Here is a 16,802-nt window from a genome sequence, read left to right as displayed (position 1 = left end):
CTATATTTATTTTGTTACTTGATAAATTTTACTGATAATTTTCCAGTTGCTGCCGTCTTTTACCAAAGTAAACATATCGGCATATTTGTTTGGCCCAAACTGAGATTGGATTCTGACTATTGCAGCATCGCCCTCAACATCCAATGTAGTCAGTTTGTAATTTGATTCCACTGGCTCTGCTGCGGAAAATCCGTCAAATAGCACTTGGATTGGAACACTTTTCAATATACCATCTTCAGACCATGACATGGTTGCAGTTGACGCAAATGCTGGTTTAGCAATACTACCATCGCCTTTTCTTCCTGCTTCCACATATAAATCTATTGCTTTAAGGATTCCTTCTTTTTGTTCTTGATTATTTTGCATAACTTCTGTTTTATTATTTTGATTATTATTATCTTGACAGGAAATCAATAGTCCGCCAATAGTTAAAGTTGAGATAATGGCCAAGCCTGGTAGTGCCGAGAATATCTTCTTCGAAGCTTTTCCAATACTCTGCCTTAAGCCATCAGCATAAGAATCTTCGAAACTCGAAATGATATTTTTTTGTTCAGGAATGTTTTTCATAAATCGTCCTTTTTTTAATATTGTCCATTTTTTGAGCATCATTAACTGTGCTTGTGAACAGCATAATCAAACTCTTTTTCTATAACAAAGGTACAATGACGACAAGGAGATGATTTTTCTAATTAGCTCAAAGATTTTGACTAATTAGTCCTTTTTGAGGGTTAAAATGAGACATTAAAATGTTGAAGTTCCGCTTTAAATCAGATGTGTTTTAAGACTTTATTAATGAGCCCGTGAGAATAAGAAAAAACATGATTCAAATCACTGAATACTAAAACCTTACTAGAGTTGATTTAATGCTTCATCAATAGGAGTATCCCCGTCGTGCATTAAAATCACTTTACCGATGGTAGAATTATTTTCCAAAATTGCGGCAAGGGTATCGACTACATTGGCAATAGAATTAGATCTAGGATTGGTAACATGGGTAGCTATTTTTCCTGTTCCTGGTTCATCTTTAAGTGCTCCGGGCTGCAATATCGTATAATTCAATTGGGTTTGAGTAGTGAGATAAAGATCAGCATAGTGCTTGGCAATATTATAATCTGTTAAGTCACTTAGAAAAGATTCACTCCAACGATCCGGTTGTAATGCGAAAACTGAGCTCAACATAATATAACGTTTGACATTCGCTTTTTCCGCAGCTTGCATCGTTTTAATTGCTCCATGTAAATCTATCTGCAAAAGATTTTTCCCACGTGATCCAGAGACAAAATAAACCGTATCAACACCACTCATGCTTTTTACAAGAGTATCCACATCGTTTTGCAAATCAACATAAACTTGCTCAATATTATTCAAATTATTTTTTCGGTCTGGATTTCTTGAACCTGCTAAAACCTGATGTTGAACAGCTAATTTATGAACTAAAATAGAGCCTACTCTACCATTTGATCCAATGATTAATATTTTCATAAGTTTAATTTTTAAATGATTTCTTAACGAGATATGCTCGGTGTCTGTCCGTGAAATTCTTTATATATTCTTGAAAAGTGGGAGACATTTTCAAATCCTAGAGAATAACAGACATCGGAGACCGATAATGCTGTCGTTTCCAACATATCTTTTGCTTTTTCCAACCGCTTTTCTCTGATCCATTTGGCAGGCGCAACATTATATATCTTTTGAAAATCTCTTTTAAAACTGGATAAGCTTCTCCCGGAAAGATAAGCCAGTTCTGAGACAGAAACCGGGGAAGCATAATGCTGTTCCATCACATTGCGGATATCAGTTCGTACAGGCTCGTGTAATTGGAGAATTTGTAAAAACATATTTCGATTGCATTCAGCAACATCATATAGTAATTCCATTATTTTCAACCGAAGCTGTCCAGGATGAACCACAGAATCATTAAAAAAATATGGTTTCATGGAATTGGCAAATGCAACTAAACAGGCATTCATTGGATAAACACCTGTTTTGATTTCTCCTTCAGGTTTTGACACTTTAACTTCTGAGGTTGATAAAAATGATTTCAGAAGATCATCTTTGATACTGAACATTAAGCTGTCGTAGATATGATCATTTTCAACGTTCCCGAATTTATGAAACTTTACAGCAGTTGCTTTTTTTAGCAAAATCATATCGTTCTTTTCAACCGTATATTTCTGTTTCCCATAAGTAAGAATGACGGACCCTTCTAGTACAATTAGGAGTAAATGCTGTTCAAGATACATAGTTCCTTTCACCTCGGTACTGTGTATGCACTGCTCAATTACAGAACAACCATCTAAAACCAGTGTATTTTGCGGCGCATCGCAACCGATCAGTGAAGTTGGAACTTTAATTATTTTTTTCATTTACTAACTTTTTGAAATACGCAATTTGATTGACTTTACGCCTAATACTAATTTACAAAATAAGCATTAATTAACAGAGGATGAATGCCATAAAGTAGATGTATATTCAAATTTAATGAATACAAAAATATGTGTTATCAAGAAAATAAAATATCCTTTTTAGTCCAAATAATCTTACTAATTAGTTCAAATTGAAGATACTTATTATTTATATACTACCTCTATTATTTTATTAATACAAATAAGCTCATCGCTATGATCTTTTGATTATGTAGAATAGCACAATAGATTTTTACACACACAGCGTATCTTTCTAGCGAAATGGCATTATCAGTTGGTGATTGTGCAATATAATTTAATAATGTTTTTGCTCCACATGTCGAAATGGATATGCCCAAACCAGACAGTGCGGTACGCACAATAGCCGGCATCGGCCAACAAAACTACATCTTCCGAAAAAAGTCTTGGCGCCTTTACATTAATGATTACCCATCCTATCGCAGATCGGTAATCGTTGAAACAAAAATTATTTTTACATATAGCTTAGTATGATCGTATATCGCCCGTTGAAGCCTGCCTTGGGTAAACAGGATAGACTGACATGTATTTTTGATTACCGTTTTATCACTGATATCCTCGAATCATACTACCTTTGGAATCAAGCCATTTCACAAATTCTGAAATAGTGGATTGTTTAATCAGGTTATCGAGAAGACCTATTTCTTCCATTACCATTATCTGTACACCAAAGCTTTTAATATAACAATGATTATCCACCTTGCAATAACGCTACCAACCTTCCATATTGGAGATAGAGATTGCTAATGTACTATTCAAAAAGTAGTTTATGAGGAACTGCTATAAAAATGAGTCTAAAGCTAACTCGAGATATTTTGCAAACAAAGAAGAGAACTTTATCAAAATTTTTAAAAAAATAAGCATTTTAAAAAGAGTTTATTAAAGCTTATTTTTACTTTCTGATAAAAAGTTCAGAAAAGGTATTTTAAATCCATATTTTTCTACACCCAATGCAACAATAGTTCTAAAACTTTTGATATTATCGTTTCCAAAGAAGATACGACGGGTAAGTTTTTCATAATCGGCCATCGATTGTGTGACAATAACAAGGAAGAAGTCTGATTCACCAGTTATATAATAACATTGCTGCACTTCAGCGGTATCAATAAACGTCTTCTTCGCTTGATCAATTAATTCAATTCTTTCATTTACAAGGCAAACCTCAACTAAAATTGTAAGTGGATCACCAAAATGTTCGGGATTTAGAACAGCTACTTCCTCTTTTATTGTTCCATTTTCACTCATACGCTTAATACGACGTTGAACAGCGGCAGCTGATAGACCTACACGATCAGCTATGGATCGCTGAGATATTTGATTATCTTCTTGAAGAATAGTTAGAATGGTAATATCAAACTGATCCATGACCGTAAGTGAAACAAAATTGCAAATAATACATCAAATTTAATGAAAATACATGAAAAAGTTGGTGCAATTTTGCTTCAATAATCATGTAATTAAATATGAGAATGACAAAATACAAAGGAATGCTTTTAGCTATTATTGCGGCTATTTTCTGGGGAATTTCTGGAACTTGCGGACAATACTTATTTGAACAGCGTGGAATTAACGTTGAATGGCTGATTAATATAAGATTGTTAATATCTGGAGCTGTCTTGCTAGCCTATACCAAATATGGACAAAAGAGGGATCTATTTGCAATATGGAAAAATAAAAAAGATAGAATACAACTGTTGATTTTCAGTATTTGCGGCATGCTTGCTGTACAGTACACCTATTTCGCAGCTATTAAACATTCTAATGCAGCAACAGCAACTGTATTGCAATACTTTGGTCCTATTATAATTGCAATTTACTTAGCTCTAAAAAAAAGACAAATTCCAAAACAAAAAGAATTGTTGGCAATAGGGCTTGCAGTAACTGGAACATTTTTATTGGTTACTCATGGAAATATTTATACGTTAGCAATTTCTCCTTTAGCATTTTTACTTGGTATTCTATCAGCTGTGTCTTTAGCAATTTATACGCTTCAACCTACTCATATTTTAACAAAATATGAACCTTCAATTGTGATTGGTTGGGGAATGTTCTGCGGCGGTATGTTTTTCAGTTTTATTAAAGCTCCTTGGGAATTTCAGGGAACTTGGGATATTTACACAGCTATAAATACTACTGCAATCATTTTATTTGGGACCTTAGTCGCTTTTACATTATACCTTTATTCTGTAAAAATAATTGGTGGTCAAAAAGCTAGTTTACTAGCATCAGCAGAACCATTGGCAGCTACCATTTTAGCTGTTTATTGGTTAAAAACACCTTTTGGTTTAAGTGATTACATCGGAACTATATGCATTGTTTCCACCGTATTTCTGCTTACTAAAATTCGATGAATTTAGTAATTATATCTTTTAATTGAGCCACTTTTCTTAAAAAAAAAGTTATTGATCTATCTTTCTAAAGGATTGTAAAATTGCAGGTTCTGCGGTAACTATAGATCGAAAACCATTATCGAATAGAATCAAGTCTTGAGGAGTAATAATCAAAAATGGCTCTATAATATCTATTTTAGAAAAGTTCACTAAATTAGTACTAGATAAATATAAACCATGACAAAAGCAGATATTTTAAATCAGGAAAACAAGCTTTATGACGCGATCAAAGAAAGTGATATAAAAGTGCTTGAGGAATTACTGCACGATGATCTACTTTTTTTAATTCCAAGTGGAGACGTTATCACAAAGGAAATCGATCTACAAAGCTATCGTGATGGAAATCTAAAGATTAGGGAGCTTAATCCTCATGTGGAACATCTAAACATCATCGATGATGTCGCCGTTATTACCTTGATCCTAGAATTAAAAGGAAATTACGGTGGAGATGATTTTGAAAGCAAGTTTCGTTACATAAGGGTTTGGAAAACATTCCCCTCTGGAATAAAAGTAATTGGTGGAAGTGGGATGATTGTTAATTGTTAATCGTTAAATCCGCAATTGCGATAAATTGAAAAAACTAATTGATGCAAAAAATGAGTTAAACAATGCTAAAATAGCATTTTTCAACTTGAATACATTTCCTACTTTTACATCTAGCAAGAGCGGCATTTATAAAAATAAATATCAGTAATCTTTAAATCAGATCCATTATGTTTTTGATAATGATATTAGGATCGTCTTTTCGCCAGTTGATGTAAAGATCTGAGAAAAAAGGAAGTGGAATAAATCGTAATCCAATAGGATCATAATGACTATATGACAGTGGCAAAATAGCAATCCCCAAGCCTTTCTTAATTAAAGAAATAATGGTGGATCCAAATTGAGAAGAGATAAAAGAGCTGGGATGGATATTATAATGTTTGAAGATATCTTGAAGCAATGAATCATACCTGCTGTCTGAACCGCCATAGGTCAAAATAAATTTTTGATTGGCTAAATTTACAGAAGTAATATCTTCCGGAGTTTTGAAATCATGATCGGTCGGAACAACCAGACACAGGTTATCGGAACTAAGTTTTTTTGAATGGAGAAAAACGGACTGATTCATGTCTCTGCTAAGCAAAATATCAATTTTATAGTTTTTCAGAGCTTCTTCTTCTTGGCTGTATGGAAGTTGAAGGAGTTCCATATTTAATTGAGGAAATGCAGATGAAATCTTGGAAATAATTTCGGGAATGATAGTGGAAGATATTGAATCTGGATGAGCAATTTTTATGGTACCTAATTCCCCTAAATGAATCTGAAGAGCCTGTTGATGAACTATTTCTAAAGTAGATAATTCGGACTGCCACTTCTCTTTTAGATATTGCCCTGCAGATGTTAGACTGACATTACGTTTGTCACGGTCAAATAACTTCAGGTTCAGCTCACTTTCCAAAGACATGATTTGTCTACTGAGCGCAGATTGGGTGATACCAACTTTTTCTGAGGTATTCCAGAAATGCAATTCCTCAGCTAAGATCAAAAAGTATTTTATTTGTTGGATGTCCATGATGCAAATTAACCATAAATAGTAGAATTTTCAATAAACTGATAAATCGTTATTGAAAAACAAATTGATCAATTAAAATACAAAATATGAATACAAATCATCGAGAAATTAAAATAAGAAATGCAGTTGCTGCTGACAGTGAAAAGCTATGGGTCCTCATGAAGGAATTAGCAGTATTTGAAAATTACATCGACTCTTTTGCTATTACACCAGCGATTGTTTTAGAAAGTGGGTTCAAAAAAAATCCGCCTGATTTTTATGCTATCGTTGCCGAACATGGCGATTCAATCGTAGGTATGCTGGTCTATTATTTTCTTCCTTATACCGCTCAAAACAGGCCTTCTATCTATCTAAAAGAATTGTATGTGGACCCATATTACAGAGGCCAGAAGATTGGAGAACAATTGATGGGAGCACTTCGTAAAGAGGCGGAAAATAAGAAATGCGGACAGATCAAATGGACAGTGGCAACGTGGAATGAATCAGGCAAAAAATTCTATGAGCGGCTGGGTGCCAATGAAAATACAGAATGGTTAAATTATGAATGGAATATTTCATTATAAAGGATATGGAAAACATCAAGATTAAAAAAGTTACTTCAAGTGACATCGAAATTTTACAAAAAATAGGAAGACAGACCTTTTTTGAAACATTTTCAAAAAGCAATACCGAAGATAATATGAAGAAATATCTGGAGGATGGTTTCTCAGCTGAGAAGCTGGCAGATGAACTTGCTCATGAACACTCGGAATTTTATTTTGCACTGGACGGCCAAGAGGCTATAGGATACTTAAAGCTAAATACGGGAGATGCTCAAACAGAAGTGCAGGAAACTGAAAGTTTGGAAATAGAACGCATCTATGTGCTGCAAAATTATCATGGAAAAAAAGTGGGTCAGATCCTATATGAGAAAGCTATAGAGATGGCAATAAAAAGAAAGTCTAAGTATGTCTGGTTGGGTGTCTGGGAAGAAAATCCAAGAGCTATAAATTTCTACAAAAAAAATGGGTTTGAAGAATTTGACAAGCATGTATTTATATTAGGTGATGATGAGCAAACTGACATCCTGATGAAAAAAATGCTCTGATGCACTTGAATATTTCGCGACAACAAATCAGCATCTTTTTATGCTGATTCTTGGAACAGCATTGTCGAGTATTTCGCTTCCGATGACGAAAACAACCATCGGAAGCGAAACATCATATATAAATATTACAGATTTTTCATGAAGACAATAGGCTATTGGTAGTATGTTGTCAACATCATCAATTAACTTATAAAATTCTTGAGATCGCTTGTTTTTTAGATCTATTCCCAGATATTTTTCAACCAATATCAGGTTTTTTAAAAATTCCTTATTACGTTATATTTAAATGAGGAAAATTAGCATGAGGCTTTAATCTAAGACTTACTTTATAGTATTTGTTTACATTATTGGAGTTGAGCAAAAAAATCCGAGACTTCGTCTTGCTTGGAAAGCGGAACTACTGTAAAAACATAACTATCCGAATCTATATCAAGAATTTTCAGACAATACCCTACAGGTTGAAGTTCCTCTTTATCAATTAATGCAATGATTTCAGAAGTATCCTCATTGTCATAAATGGTTTTATCAGAAAGATTAATACTATATTTTTTTGCAGATATTATACTGTTTATTGCAAAACGAATTTCTTCTTCATCCTCTTTCCAGTCCACTTCTGCCATTTGATTGTTATCTATTAAAGTGTCGATTAAAACAAACTTTGGTGTTAGCAAACGATCATCTGGAAATGTCAATCCACGCTCGGATAAAATAAACTCATCTTGGTCGTCGTAAAATAATTGAGGATTTTCAAGAGCTTGCTTGAGCTTAATTTTCAGATCGGATTTTAATGTCTCTGAAACCACGATTATATGTATTAATTGTTCATATAATTCTATAGGAGATGATATGATCTTCGAAACAGATTTAGTGTCCTCTGCTATCGTTCTGTCCTCGTTTTTTTTGCCAAATAATTTTGAAAAAAGCCCCATATATGATCTCTAATTTAAAGTCTATTTGTCCATCGAATATCTGTCTTACCTTTTAACACTGCCCCTTCCCGATCTTTTTATGAAATCTTCACCGTACATGAACTGGTACTGGATCTGACATCGATTGTATAAACATATAAATGGATTCATTGTTTTTTTAATGAATTAAACCAGACAGCTTTACTGTACCCAACTATTTCTTATACCACACCGGTCCTGTTTGGTTGCCCATTTCGAATAATAAAGTGGCTCCCGACATGATTTGCTGATGGGTGATGTAACTTGTTTGAAGTGGCTCACCATCTATCGAAACAGATTGGATATACTTATTATCTTTACTAACGTGATTGGCTTTGACTGTAAATTTCTTGCCGTTAGCAAGTGTAATTTCACTATGCTCAAAAAGAGGCGTACCAATCTCATATCTGCCACTGACAGGATCTACCGGATAAAAACCTAATGCACTGAATACATACCATGCGGACATCTGTCCACAATCATCATTTCCACTCAAACCAGAAGGATTATTGAGGTACAGTTTTTCCATTACTTCGGCTGCATACTGCTGTGTTTTCCATGGCTGTCCAACAGCGTTAAACAGATATAGTGCATGATGGCTCGGTTCATTGCCGTGTGCATACTGTCCAATCATGCCTGTACTAAAAATGGGCAGCTGGCTCGTGTCTGAAGGATGAAAAGTAAACATACTGTCGAGTTTTTGTCCAAATCGTTCTTCCCCGCCGACCAAATTGATCAAGCCCGGAATATCGTGCTGTACTGACCAAAAGTATTGCCAGGCATTACTTTCACAAATATGTTCACTGTAATCTTCGGGATCAAATGGGCTTACAAATTCACCATTACTATGTCGTGGCTGCATAAAAGATGTTGCTGGATTATAGACATTTTTATAATTTTTTGATCTGTCCAAAAATGTCGCTGCAATATCCTCTTTGCCCATCTTACTTGCCATTACGGCAATACAATGATCATCGAAGGCATACTCCAAAGTGCGGGATAATGACCAGTTTTCTGCATTATATTTATCCGTAACATCATAGGGAATATAGCCTAACTTTTTATACAGACCGACACCTCTGTATGCATCTGTATTTGCTGAAGCGACACAAGCTTCAAGCGCTTTATTGACGTCAAAGTCACCGATACCTTTTAAATAAGCATCTACAATAACAGGGATGGCATGGTGCCCGATCATCATATCTGTTTCGCTTCCATAGATATTCCATACCGGTAAACGACCATGTTGCTCATAGAAGGCAATAAACGACTTAATCATATCATTTACGCGATCAGGATCAGTTAAAGTAAACAAAGGATGTGATGCCCTATAAGTATCCCACAATGAAAAAGTACTGTAATTGGTCCAGTTTTCAGCTTGATGTATTTTTCGATCAGCACCCATATAAGATCCATCGACATCTCCAAATATGGTGGGTGCTAACATACTATGGTATAATGCGGTATAAAATTTCACATGCTCATCTTGATCTTTCGTCTGGATAGCGATCTTCCCAAGTTCATCATTCCAATTTTTTTCCGCCTGCGCAAGATAATATTCAAAATCATCCTTAGGCGCTTCTGCTTTTAAATTTTTAGACGCTCCTTCCATACTCACTCCGGAGAGTGCTGTAGTCAATGTGACTTGGTCCCCAGAAGCTGTTTTAAAGTCAAAACGTGCTTTAAAAGCTGTACCGATACGTTTTGTGGCTTTTGTGATGGTATCTGTCACGGATAGTATCGCAGTACTATCGATATGCACGGCAGAAAAGGGTGTTGAAAAGCGTGTTTCGAAATAGACACGTTGCCCTTTTGCCCATCCCTCAGAAAATCGATAGCCACGGATCGTTACTGAATCGACGACTTCAATGTGGGAATCAACTGTCGTATCCCAGTTCATGGCTTTCTTAAGATCTAAAAATACCGCAGCATCTGCTTCTGGAAAAGTATAACGCTGAATACCACAACGAGGCGTTGCTGTCAATTCGACGTTGATATCGTAATCTGTTAGTCTTACTTGGTAATATCCTGCATGTGCCTGTTCATCTTGATGGGTAAACTTGGAATGAATCCCTAATGGGGCCTCAGCCTCTTTAAACGGAAGGATAACTGGCATAAAGGAGATATCATAGAGATCTCCCGCTCCTGTACCACTCAAATGTGTATGACTAAAACCAGCGATGGTGCTATCTGGATAGAAATAACCTGATATGCGGTCCCAACCTGGTAAACCATTGTCAGGACTTAGCTGAACCATACCAAAAGGAACCTGTGCTCCGGGATAGGTATTTCCTGTAAAATCTGTGCCAATAAATGGATTAACAAATTTTGCATAAGAATCATTTTGGATATCTTTTTTGGAAGCACAGCCTAATAAGACTAATAGACTTGCACAGACCATATATTTCATATATTTCATCGTATATATCGCTTTTTAAATTTTATTTACAAATATTTCCCTCACTAAAAGGTAGATGATCAGAAGTAGTGACGGGTCTATTTTCTAACTAATTTTCAGATCATGACCGGTAAAATTTTATAGGTATACCTAGAAGTCATTAAACCTCAAAACTGTATTGATCAAGAAAAACAAGATGCCAATATAAGATAAATGGAGCGATCAATAAAATTAATTTAAATTTTACATTGTAATTTTAAAACGTTTTAGCAAAATAACGAAGTAAGAGAATAAAATTATTCTTTAATGATAAGATGGAGATGAAAAGGAAGCAGAATTGTATTTTCAATAACAGATCATTAAGACGGCTGATCCTTGTTAAGGAACGTAAGCTTGCGAAAAAATATCTTATTCATAAACAGGATCATCTGTATTTGAGAAGTAGAATATGAGCAAAACACTTGTAATATATAAATTTCGATTCTATCTTTACGTCATCAAAAAAATCCTAATGCGGAAGTGGCGTAATTGGTAGCCGCACCAGACTTAGGATCTGGCGCCGCAAGGCGTGGGGGTTCGAGTCCCTTCTTCCGCACTTCATATCCTCCCGAATGTTAACATTCGGGAGGATTTTTTTTACATCTATTTTTTGACGTCTTAACTTCGGAAAAAAAAAGTCGTCAGCAACCTTCAGATTGTCCAAATAATAAGAAACCTCCTACTAGATACATCAGCATAAAAGGAGCGCTTGATTCATAACTCGCAAAGTTCATTACTTACTTTAGTTGTTTTGACATATCAACGTTTTTAGGTGGTCTTGCTGTTGGGTAACTGACGATCACCTCTCCCATCTCATAAATTGCTTCGGTTAATTTTACTTTCAATATCGGATTTTTAGATAGGTCATGAACAATCTCTTGCTTATCATATCCAACAGATCTAATGGATAATCTTAAATATCTGAAATTTTGTGCATTTGAATAGTTGAAAGTAAAAATTCCTTTATCATCTGTGCTGATAAACTCCTTATTGCTTACCTGGTAGATATGGACTCCGCTTAAGGGTTGATCGGATTCGTCTGTCACCATACCTTTGATGGTGATACTATCCTTTACATCCTTCTGTTCTTTAACCTGGTCATATATTATATTTCTTATTTGATTTTCAGCATGAACGAATTTTGTAAATAATAATCCAGACAACATCAATCCAAAACGTAATTGCTGAACATGCAGTTTCTTCCAAAAATTCGATTTATAATTAGTCTTGACTGGTGTAGCCCATAACTTTCCACATACTTTAGTATTGGATTTTTGAACGTAGCTAACAATATCTTCTGTTTTCCAATTGGTAAAATCGATCACTTCAATCTGGCATTTTGAACACAACATACCTTGAGAAGTTGGTGACATATGATCCCAATTCTCTTGACATTTTACCGGAATTTTAATGGCCATAAGGTGTATCTACTAAATGGATGAATAGGACAATTTAATAAAAATATTTGATGGGGCAGAATCTATAAAAAAGAGACAGCTTTGGAAGAATAACTTTATGATAGCAGCATGCCAACCACAAGCATGTATGCATTAGATAGTAAGGCAGTAATTTTTTGAAGCAACAGATTACTTAATTTTATTTAGAACAATTCCAGATTAAAACCTATATTTGAGCGTTTCAATTTAAATGATTTGCTCAGTGGGCCTCAAACTAATCTTTACAAAAAAAAACCAGCATAAAAAATCACCTGAATGCATCTTTCAGGAATGGTTCGATATGTACTGGAAGCGACTTGTTGCTTTTTGTGAACATCATTGTAATGATGAGGAAATCGCAATGGATATGGTACAGGATATTTTCTGCTCGCTCTGGAAACGTAAAGATGCGATGGAAGAAATAGCGCAAATAGAACATTACCTCTTCCGGGCGGCTAGAATACGGATAAACGATTATTACCGCGAACGATATAAGCGTCTCCATCAAAATAATGAACTTGTTGGGACGTTTTGCGACAGCATCAACAATACAGAGGAAACGATCTATTTTAGAGATCTCGATCATTTTGTGGATGGCCTCGTCAATCGACTCCCTTGTCGCTGCCGTCAGGTCTATTCCCTAAGCCGCAATAGTGGCCTGAGCATCCCTGAAATTGCTGCAGCATTGTCTTTGTCCGAAAAGACAGTTGAAGCGCACCTGACCAAAGCCTTAAAATTTCTACGAAACAAGATCTCCACAACCTCCCAAAAATAATTTACAGTTAGACTAAGGGTAAAACAGCTGAAAGACGACTGGTATATAAAAATATATGAAGATCGATCATCAGCTACTTGAAAAATACTGGTCCGGCCAGTGCACACTTGTTGAAAAACAGGCTGTAGAAGCTTGGATGGCTGATGATATACCTGAAGACGAGTTTGCTCTACGAAAAAGCAAATATACACCTGAAGAAAAAAAAGATATCTTATGGCAAAATATCCGTCATCACGCTGAAATGACGGATGCAGCTCCTAAACAAAAATCTATCTGGAAATCCTGGCCTAAAGTTGGCGCTGCGGCGTGCTTACTATGTATCTTATCCTGGGCTACGATCTACATCAGATCGGATAAAATGGCCAAAAAACCAATTGAAACAACCCGCTTTGTACATATTGAAGTTCCTTTTGGAAAAAAACAAAAACTGACTCTCAGCGATGGAACGGCAATAAGCCTCAATTCGGGAACCAAGCTGCGCTATCCGGAACATTTTGCTGCTGCTAAAAGAGAAGTTGTCTTAGATGGTGAAGCATTTTTTGAAGTCAGTAAAGATCCAAAGAGACCTTTTATAGTCCAAACAAAAAATACCAGCACCCGCGTATTGGGTACCCGATTCAATCTACTAAGCCGTAGTGGGGAGGCTGATATCCTGACTGTCGAAGAGGGCCGTGTGCAATTTACCGCCATGGACTGCATCGATACACTACTCTTAAAGGCAAATATGCAAAGTACCTATCAGGCAGGAAAGATGAAATTAATTACCGTCAACAGCGAACTGTTCAATGCCTGGACTAAAGGGGAGCTTATATTTGACAACAAAACAATCAAGCAGGTGATCCCGGAGCTGGAACGCTGGTATAATGTCAAGATCAGGTGTGAAAATACTGCGATATTGAACGATCAGGTGAAAGGGAAGTTTAAGCAGGCTTCCTTAGCATCAGTTTTGCATGACATCGGGTTCGCTACCTCCATAAAATATACGATTAAAGATAAGGAGGTCAGCTTATATCGATAGGAGATCAACAAAAGAACCCGGTGTACGCATCGCCAAAATTGTTCACCGGGTGATGAAATTAATTATAATTACTTAATCACATTAATCAAAAATATGAACTTTTTGCTACTTAGCACACAGCTATTTTCCAGAACATGGAAAAAAAATAGCCTTTTTTTAGCGCTTTCCTTAACCTGTCTATGGACGCAAGCACAACAGGGTATTCTTCATACAAAGGTCAGCATCCAGCTCAAAAATCAAACCATAGCGCAAGCGCTAGAGCAAATAGAAGAAAAAACGGGCTGTACATTTATCTACAGTCCAAACCTGATCGATGCCCATAGAAAAGTCACGATCGATCTGCAAAATACACGCTTAGAAACTATTTTACAGGAAATCTTGGGTGATGCTGTAAAACGAGTGGAAAGCAAAGGAAATCGGATTAATTTACAACCATCTGCAGGTAAAGGCAGTCTGACCGGACAGGTACATAGTAGTGATGGTCATCCGGCTGGATATGTGAGCATATATTTTGCGGGAAGACAAATCCACGCCGATGAAAATGGCAGTTTTACATTTAATACTATTGAAGCTGGGAACTATACGATAGAAGCTAAATATGTGGGCTTGCTAACCCAGAAGCAGCCTGTAACTATTGAGGCTAATAAAACTACTGCAGTCAATTTTGTGATGTATGAAGACGCTAAAGCGCTACAGGAAGTCGTCGTCAATGGCGAACGTACAAATCGATTTGCAAATAAAGAAACTCCCTTTGTGGCACGCATGCCCCTGAGCAATTTAGAAAACCCTCAGGTCTATCAAGTGGTGACGCAACAATTGATGAAAGAACAGGTGTCTTATAGCATCGCGGAAGCGATGCGTAATGCAGGCGGTACTGTGCCTGTGATCAATCCTTCGGGCGGATTGAGTGCTTATTTTAGAGGGTTTGGCACAGGTATTAACGCCAGAAATGGCATGGAGTCAACTTCTGACCGTTCTGCCGTGGATCTTGCCAATGTGGAACGTATAGAGGTTCTAAAAGGACCTTCGGGAACCTTGTTTGGAGCTTCTGTGTCCTCATTTGGAGGAGTGGTCAACTTGGTTACGAAAAAGCCTATCGAAGCTAAGCGTACCGAAGTAAACTATACGACGGGCAGCTTTGATTTAAATCGCTTATCGGTAGATCTCAATACACCATTGACTGCAGATAAAAGTGTTTTGTTCAGGATGAATACCGCTATCCATAAGGAAAGAAGCTACCTATCGAATGCCTTTAATAATACTTTTTTAATCGCACCGAGCTTAAGCTATCAGGTCAACGAGAAGTTGAGCTTAAATTTAGATGCTGAATACCTCAAGGTCCAAAATACGCAGCCTAATAATTTTGTGATCCGTTCTCAGGATGTACTTCAACCGAAAGATTTGAAACTAGACTATCGCAAGAGCTTGTTTTACAGTGATGCTGATGTGGAAAATAGTGCTTCGAGAATCTTTGCTGAAGCGGTGTATAAAATATCGGATAAATTTAAATCCACAACGGTGTTCTCCTATGTTTCGGAAAATGTGGACCACAGCTACCAGCGTGTGGTGCTGGTCAGTTCGCCGACAGAGATCAGCAGAGCTTCATCCATCTATAAGGATGTATACAATGGCTACGCCAACATTCAACAAAATATCAATGGTGAGTTTAATACCGGAAGTATCAAACATCAATTATTAGTAGGTGCCAATTATAGAAATCTCAGCAGCAGTTTTCTCTTCGGGGATTTACAGATCTTTGATAAAGTAGACCTGACACAAAAATTCAGCCCTTTGTTAAGACAAGAAATTGATAAAAATGCGGTATTTGAACCTTACCCCACTCCTACTCAACAGACGATCAGTGCTTATGTATCGGATATGATCACGATCGTACCACGCCTTTCTACCATGCTTTCGCTACGTGTTGATCATTTTAATAGAAAGAAAGTAGAAGATGCGGAGGAGGGTTTTAAACAAACTTCATTGGCTCCTAAATTTGGATTGGTGTATCAAATTCTTCCAGAACGAATTTCGGCATTTGCCAATTATATGAGCGGATTTCAGAATATTGCTCCTGTGATCCAACCGGATGGCAACCGATTTGTAGTTGATCCTATTTTTGCGAATCAAGCGGAAGGCGGGATCAAATCAGAACTCTTTCATAAAAAATTAAATCTGACCGCCAGTTACTATTATATCAAGATTGATAATGCAACCCGCGTCAATGCGGAAATGTTTACAGAACAGGATGGAAAACAGGTCAGCAAAGGTGCAGAACTGGAAATCATTGCTAATCCAATATCGGGACTGAATATCATCGGAAGTTATGCCTTCAATGACAATCGAATCATCAAAGCTTCTGATCAGGCAGTGGAGGGCAATAAAGCAGCTTTTGCTCCTGAACATGTCGCTAGTATCTGGGCTTCGTATACGTTCCAAGAAAAGATAAAAGGAGTGGGAGTTGGTCTAGGTGTCAATTATGTGGATAAGATGTATAGAGCGTCAACAAATACCTTTTTTATTCCTAACTATACGCTGACGAATGCTACGCTGTTTTACAATAAACAAGCTTGGGGAATTCAGCTGAAAGCGAACAACGTATTTAATAAACAGTATTGGGACAATTGGGGAAATTTGCAGGCGCCATCTAATCTAGCGGCAAATATTTCTTATCGTTTCTAAAAATATTAGATCTGAGAGCAGATAGCTTGTT

At 36.4% G+C, this 16,802-nt stretch carries 15 protein-coding genes and 1 tRNA gene; 8 read left to right on the top strand and 8 right to left on the bottom strand.

Annotated features, from left to right (window positions below):
- Positions 1–6 precede the first annotated feature (6 nt).
- From C8N37_RS09645 to C8N37_RS09625, 4 genes are all read right to left on the bottom strand, one after another.
- Positions 7–567: a nuclear transport factor 2 family protein gene (locus C8N37_RS09645; RefSeq protein ID WP_170114504.1), complete on the bottom strand. Its 561-nt coding sequence runs from the start codon at positions 565–567 to the stop codon at positions 7–9.
- A 282-nt stretch (positions 568–849) separates the two neighbouring features.
- Positions 850–1,482, bottom strand: coding sequence for an SDR family oxidoreductase (locus C8N37_RS09640; RefSeq protein WP_108158716.1), 633 nt, complete (start codon positions 1,480–1,482; stop codon positions 850–852).
- 23 nt (positions 1,483–1,505) lie between these two features.
- Entirely contained in the window at positions 1,506–2,366 is an 861-nt protein-coding gene (locus C8N37_RS09635) for an AraC family transcriptional regulator (RefSeq protein ID WP_108158715.1), read from the bottom strand.
- Between the two features lie 957 nt (positions 2,367–3,323).
- The gene (locus C8N37_RS09625) at positions 3,324–3,809 is read right to left on the bottom strand and encodes an Lrp/AsnC family transcriptional regulator (RefSeq protein ID WP_108158713.1); all 486 of its coding nucleotides are present in this window, start codon (positions 3,807–3,809) and stop codon (positions 3,324–3,326) included.
- Positions 3,810–3,913: 104 nt separating this feature from the next.
- Between C8N37_RS09625 and C8N37_RS09620 the strand changes: the two genes are divergently transcribed.
- The gene (locus C8N37_RS09620; RefSeq protein WP_211322222.1) at positions 3,914–4,795 is read left to right on the top strand and encodes a DMT family transporter; all 882 of its coding nucleotides are present in this window, start codon (positions 3,914–3,916) and stop codon (positions 4,793–4,795) included.
- A gap of 216 nt (positions 4,796–5,011) precedes the next feature.
- The gene (locus tag C8N37_RS09615) at positions 5,012–5,380 is read left to right on the top strand and encodes a nuclear transport factor 2 family protein (RefSeq protein WP_108158711.1); all 369 of its coding nucleotides are present in this window, start codon (positions 5,012–5,014) and stop codon (positions 5,378–5,380) included.
- Positions 5,381–5,531: 151 nt separating this feature from the next.
- On the opposite strand, the gene C8N37_RS09610 is transcribed toward C8N37_RS09615, so the two are convergent.
- Positions 5,532–6,389: a LysR family transcriptional regulator gene (locus tag C8N37_RS09610; protein ID WP_108158710.1), complete on the bottom strand. Its 858-nt coding sequence runs from the start codon at positions 6,387–6,389 to the stop codon at positions 5,532–5,534.
- Between the two features lie 86 nt (positions 6,390–6,475).
- Here C8N37_RS09610 and C8N37_RS09605 point away from each other — a divergent pair, with 86 nt between their 5' ends.
- Together C8N37_RS09605 and C8N37_RS09600 are read left to right on the top strand one after the other, a co-directional pair.
- Positions 6,476–6,952, top strand: coding sequence for a GNAT family N-acetyltransferase (locus C8N37_RS09605; protein ID WP_108158709.1), 477 nt, complete (start codon positions 6,476–6,478; stop codon positions 6,950–6,952).
- A 5-nt stretch (positions 6,953–6,957) separates the two neighbouring features.
- A complete protein-coding gene (locus C8N37_RS09600) occupies positions 6,958–7,476 on the top strand; it encodes a GNAT family N-acetyltransferase (protein ID WP_108159056.1) in 519 nt (172 codons plus the stop codon).
- A 344-nt stretch (positions 7,477–7,820) separates the two neighbouring features.
- Here C8N37_RS09600 and C8N37_RS09595 read toward each other — a convergent pair whose 3' ends face one another.
- Together C8N37_RS09595 and C8N37_RS09590 are read right to left on the bottom strand one after the other, a co-directional pair.
- Positions 7,821–8,405 (bottom strand): DUF6630 family protein, encoded by a 585-nt coding sequence (locus tag C8N37_RS09595; protein ID WP_108158708.1) that lies wholly within the window; start codon positions 8,403–8,405, stop codon positions 7,821–7,823.
- A gap of 193 nt (positions 8,406–8,598) precedes the next feature.
- Entirely contained in the window at positions 8,599–10,842 is a 2,244-nt protein-coding gene (locus C8N37_RS09590) for a GH92 family glycosyl hydrolase (RefSeq protein ID WP_108158707.1), read from the bottom strand.
- 492 nt (positions 10,843–11,334) lie between these two features.
- Between C8N37_RS09590 and C8N37_RS09585 the strand changes: the two genes are divergently transcribed.
- Positions 11,335–11,416, top strand: a tRNA-Leu gene (locus C8N37_RS09585).
- Between the two features lie 181 nt (positions 11,417–11,597).
- Here the strand turns inward: C8N37_RS09585 and C8N37_RS09580 are convergent.
- Positions 11,598–12,278 (bottom strand): carboxypeptidase-like regulatory domain-containing protein, encoded by a 681-nt coding sequence (locus C8N37_RS09580; RefSeq protein ID WP_108158706.1) that lies wholly within the window; start codon positions 12,276–12,278, stop codon positions 11,598–11,600.
- Positions 12,279–12,507: 229 nt separating this feature from the next.
- On the opposite strand from C8N37_RS09580, the gene C8N37_RS09575 reads away from it, so the two are divergent.
- From C8N37_RS09575 to C8N37_RS09565, 3 genes are all read left to right on the top strand, one after another.
- Positions 12,508–13,071 (top strand): RNA polymerase sigma-70 factor, encoded by a 564-nt coding sequence (locus tag C8N37_RS09575; protein ID WP_108158705.1) that lies wholly within the window; start codon positions 12,508–12,510, stop codon positions 13,069–13,071.
- 55 nt (positions 13,072–13,126) lie between these two features.
- Positions 13,127–14,089 (top strand): FecR family protein, encoded by a 963-nt coding sequence (locus tag C8N37_RS09570; RefSeq protein WP_108158704.1) that lies wholly within the window; start codon positions 13,127–13,129, stop codon positions 14,087–14,089.
- A gap of 93 nt (positions 14,090–14,182) precedes the next feature.
- Positions 14,183–16,771: a TonB-dependent receptor gene (locus C8N37_RS09565; protein ID WP_108158703.1), complete on the top strand. Its 2,589-nt coding sequence runs from the start codon at positions 14,183–14,185 to the stop codon at positions 16,769–16,771.
- The last annotated feature ends 31 nt before the right edge of the window (positions 16,772–16,802 follow it).

It is taken from the genome of Sphingobacterium faecium (genome assembly GCF_003054045.1).
GTDB classification, from domain to species: Bacteria; Bacteroidota; Bacteroidia; order Sphingobacteriales; family Sphingobacteriaceae; genus Sphingobacterium; species Sphingobacterium faecium.
The sequence above is the reverse complement of the archived record's forward strand: the minus strand, read 5'-3'. Positions and strand labels throughout refer to the sequence as shown.

Bases quoted from the DNA above. Each gene is read 5' to 3' on its own strand.
- C8N37_RS09605 (WP_108158709.1), top strand. From the start codon at position 6,476: ATGAATACAAATCATCGAGAAATTAAAATAAGAAATGCAGTTGCTGCT.
- C8N37_RS09620 (WP_211322222.1), top strand. From the start codon at position 3,914: ATGACAAAATACAAAGGAATGCTTTTAGCTATTATTGCGGCTATTTTC.
- C8N37_RS09570 (WP_108158704.1), top strand. From the start codon at position 13,127: ATGAAGATCGATCATCAGCTACTTGAAAAATACTGGTCCGGCCAGTGC.
- C8N37_RS09645 (WP_170114504.1), bottom strand. From the start codon at position 567: ATGAAAAACATTCCTGAACAAAAAAATATCATTTCGAGTTTCGAAGAT.
- C8N37_RS09625 (WP_108158713.1), bottom strand. From the start codon at position 3,809: ATGGATCAGTTTGATATTACCATTCTAACTATTCTTCAAGAAGATAAT.
- C8N37_RS09610 (WP_108158710.1), bottom strand. From the start codon at position 6,389: ATGGACATCCAACAAATAAAATACTTTTTGATCTTAGCTGAGGAATTG.
- C8N37_RS09595 (WP_108158708.1), bottom strand. From the start codon at position 8,405: ATGGGGCTTTTTTCAAAATTATTTGGCAAAAAAAACGAGGACAGAACG.
- C8N37_RS09635 (WP_108158715.1), bottom strand. From the start codon at position 2,366: ATGAAAAAAATAATTAAAGTTCCAACTTCACTGATCGGTTGCGATGCG.
- C8N37_RS09615 (WP_108158711.1), top strand. From the start codon at position 5,012: ATGACAAAAGCAGATATTTTAAATCAGGAAAACAAGCTTTATGACGCG.
- C8N37_RS09640 (WP_108158716.1), bottom strand. From the start codon at position 1,482: ATGAAAATATTAATCATTGGATCAAATGGTAGAGTAGGCTCTATTTTA.
- C8N37_RS09580 (WP_108158706.1), bottom strand. From the start codon at position 12,278: ATGGCCATTAAAATTCCGGTAAAATGTCAAGAGAATTGGGATCATATG.
- C8N37_RS09600 (WP_108159056.1), top strand. From the start codon at position 6,958: ATGGAAAACATCAAGATTAAAAAAGTTACTTCAAGTGACATCGAAATT.
- C8N37_RS09575 (WP_108158705.1), top strand. From the start codon at position 12,508: ATGATTTGCTCAGTGGGCCTCAAACTAATCTTTACAAAAAAAAACCAG.
- C8N37_RS09590 (WP_108158707.1), bottom strand. From the start codon at position 10,842: ATGAAATATATGAAATATATGGTCTGTGCAAGTCTATTAGTCTTATTA.
- C8N37_RS09565 (WP_108158703.1), top strand. From the start codon at position 14,183: ATGAACTTTTTGCTACTTAGCACACAGCTATTTTCCAGAACATGGAAA.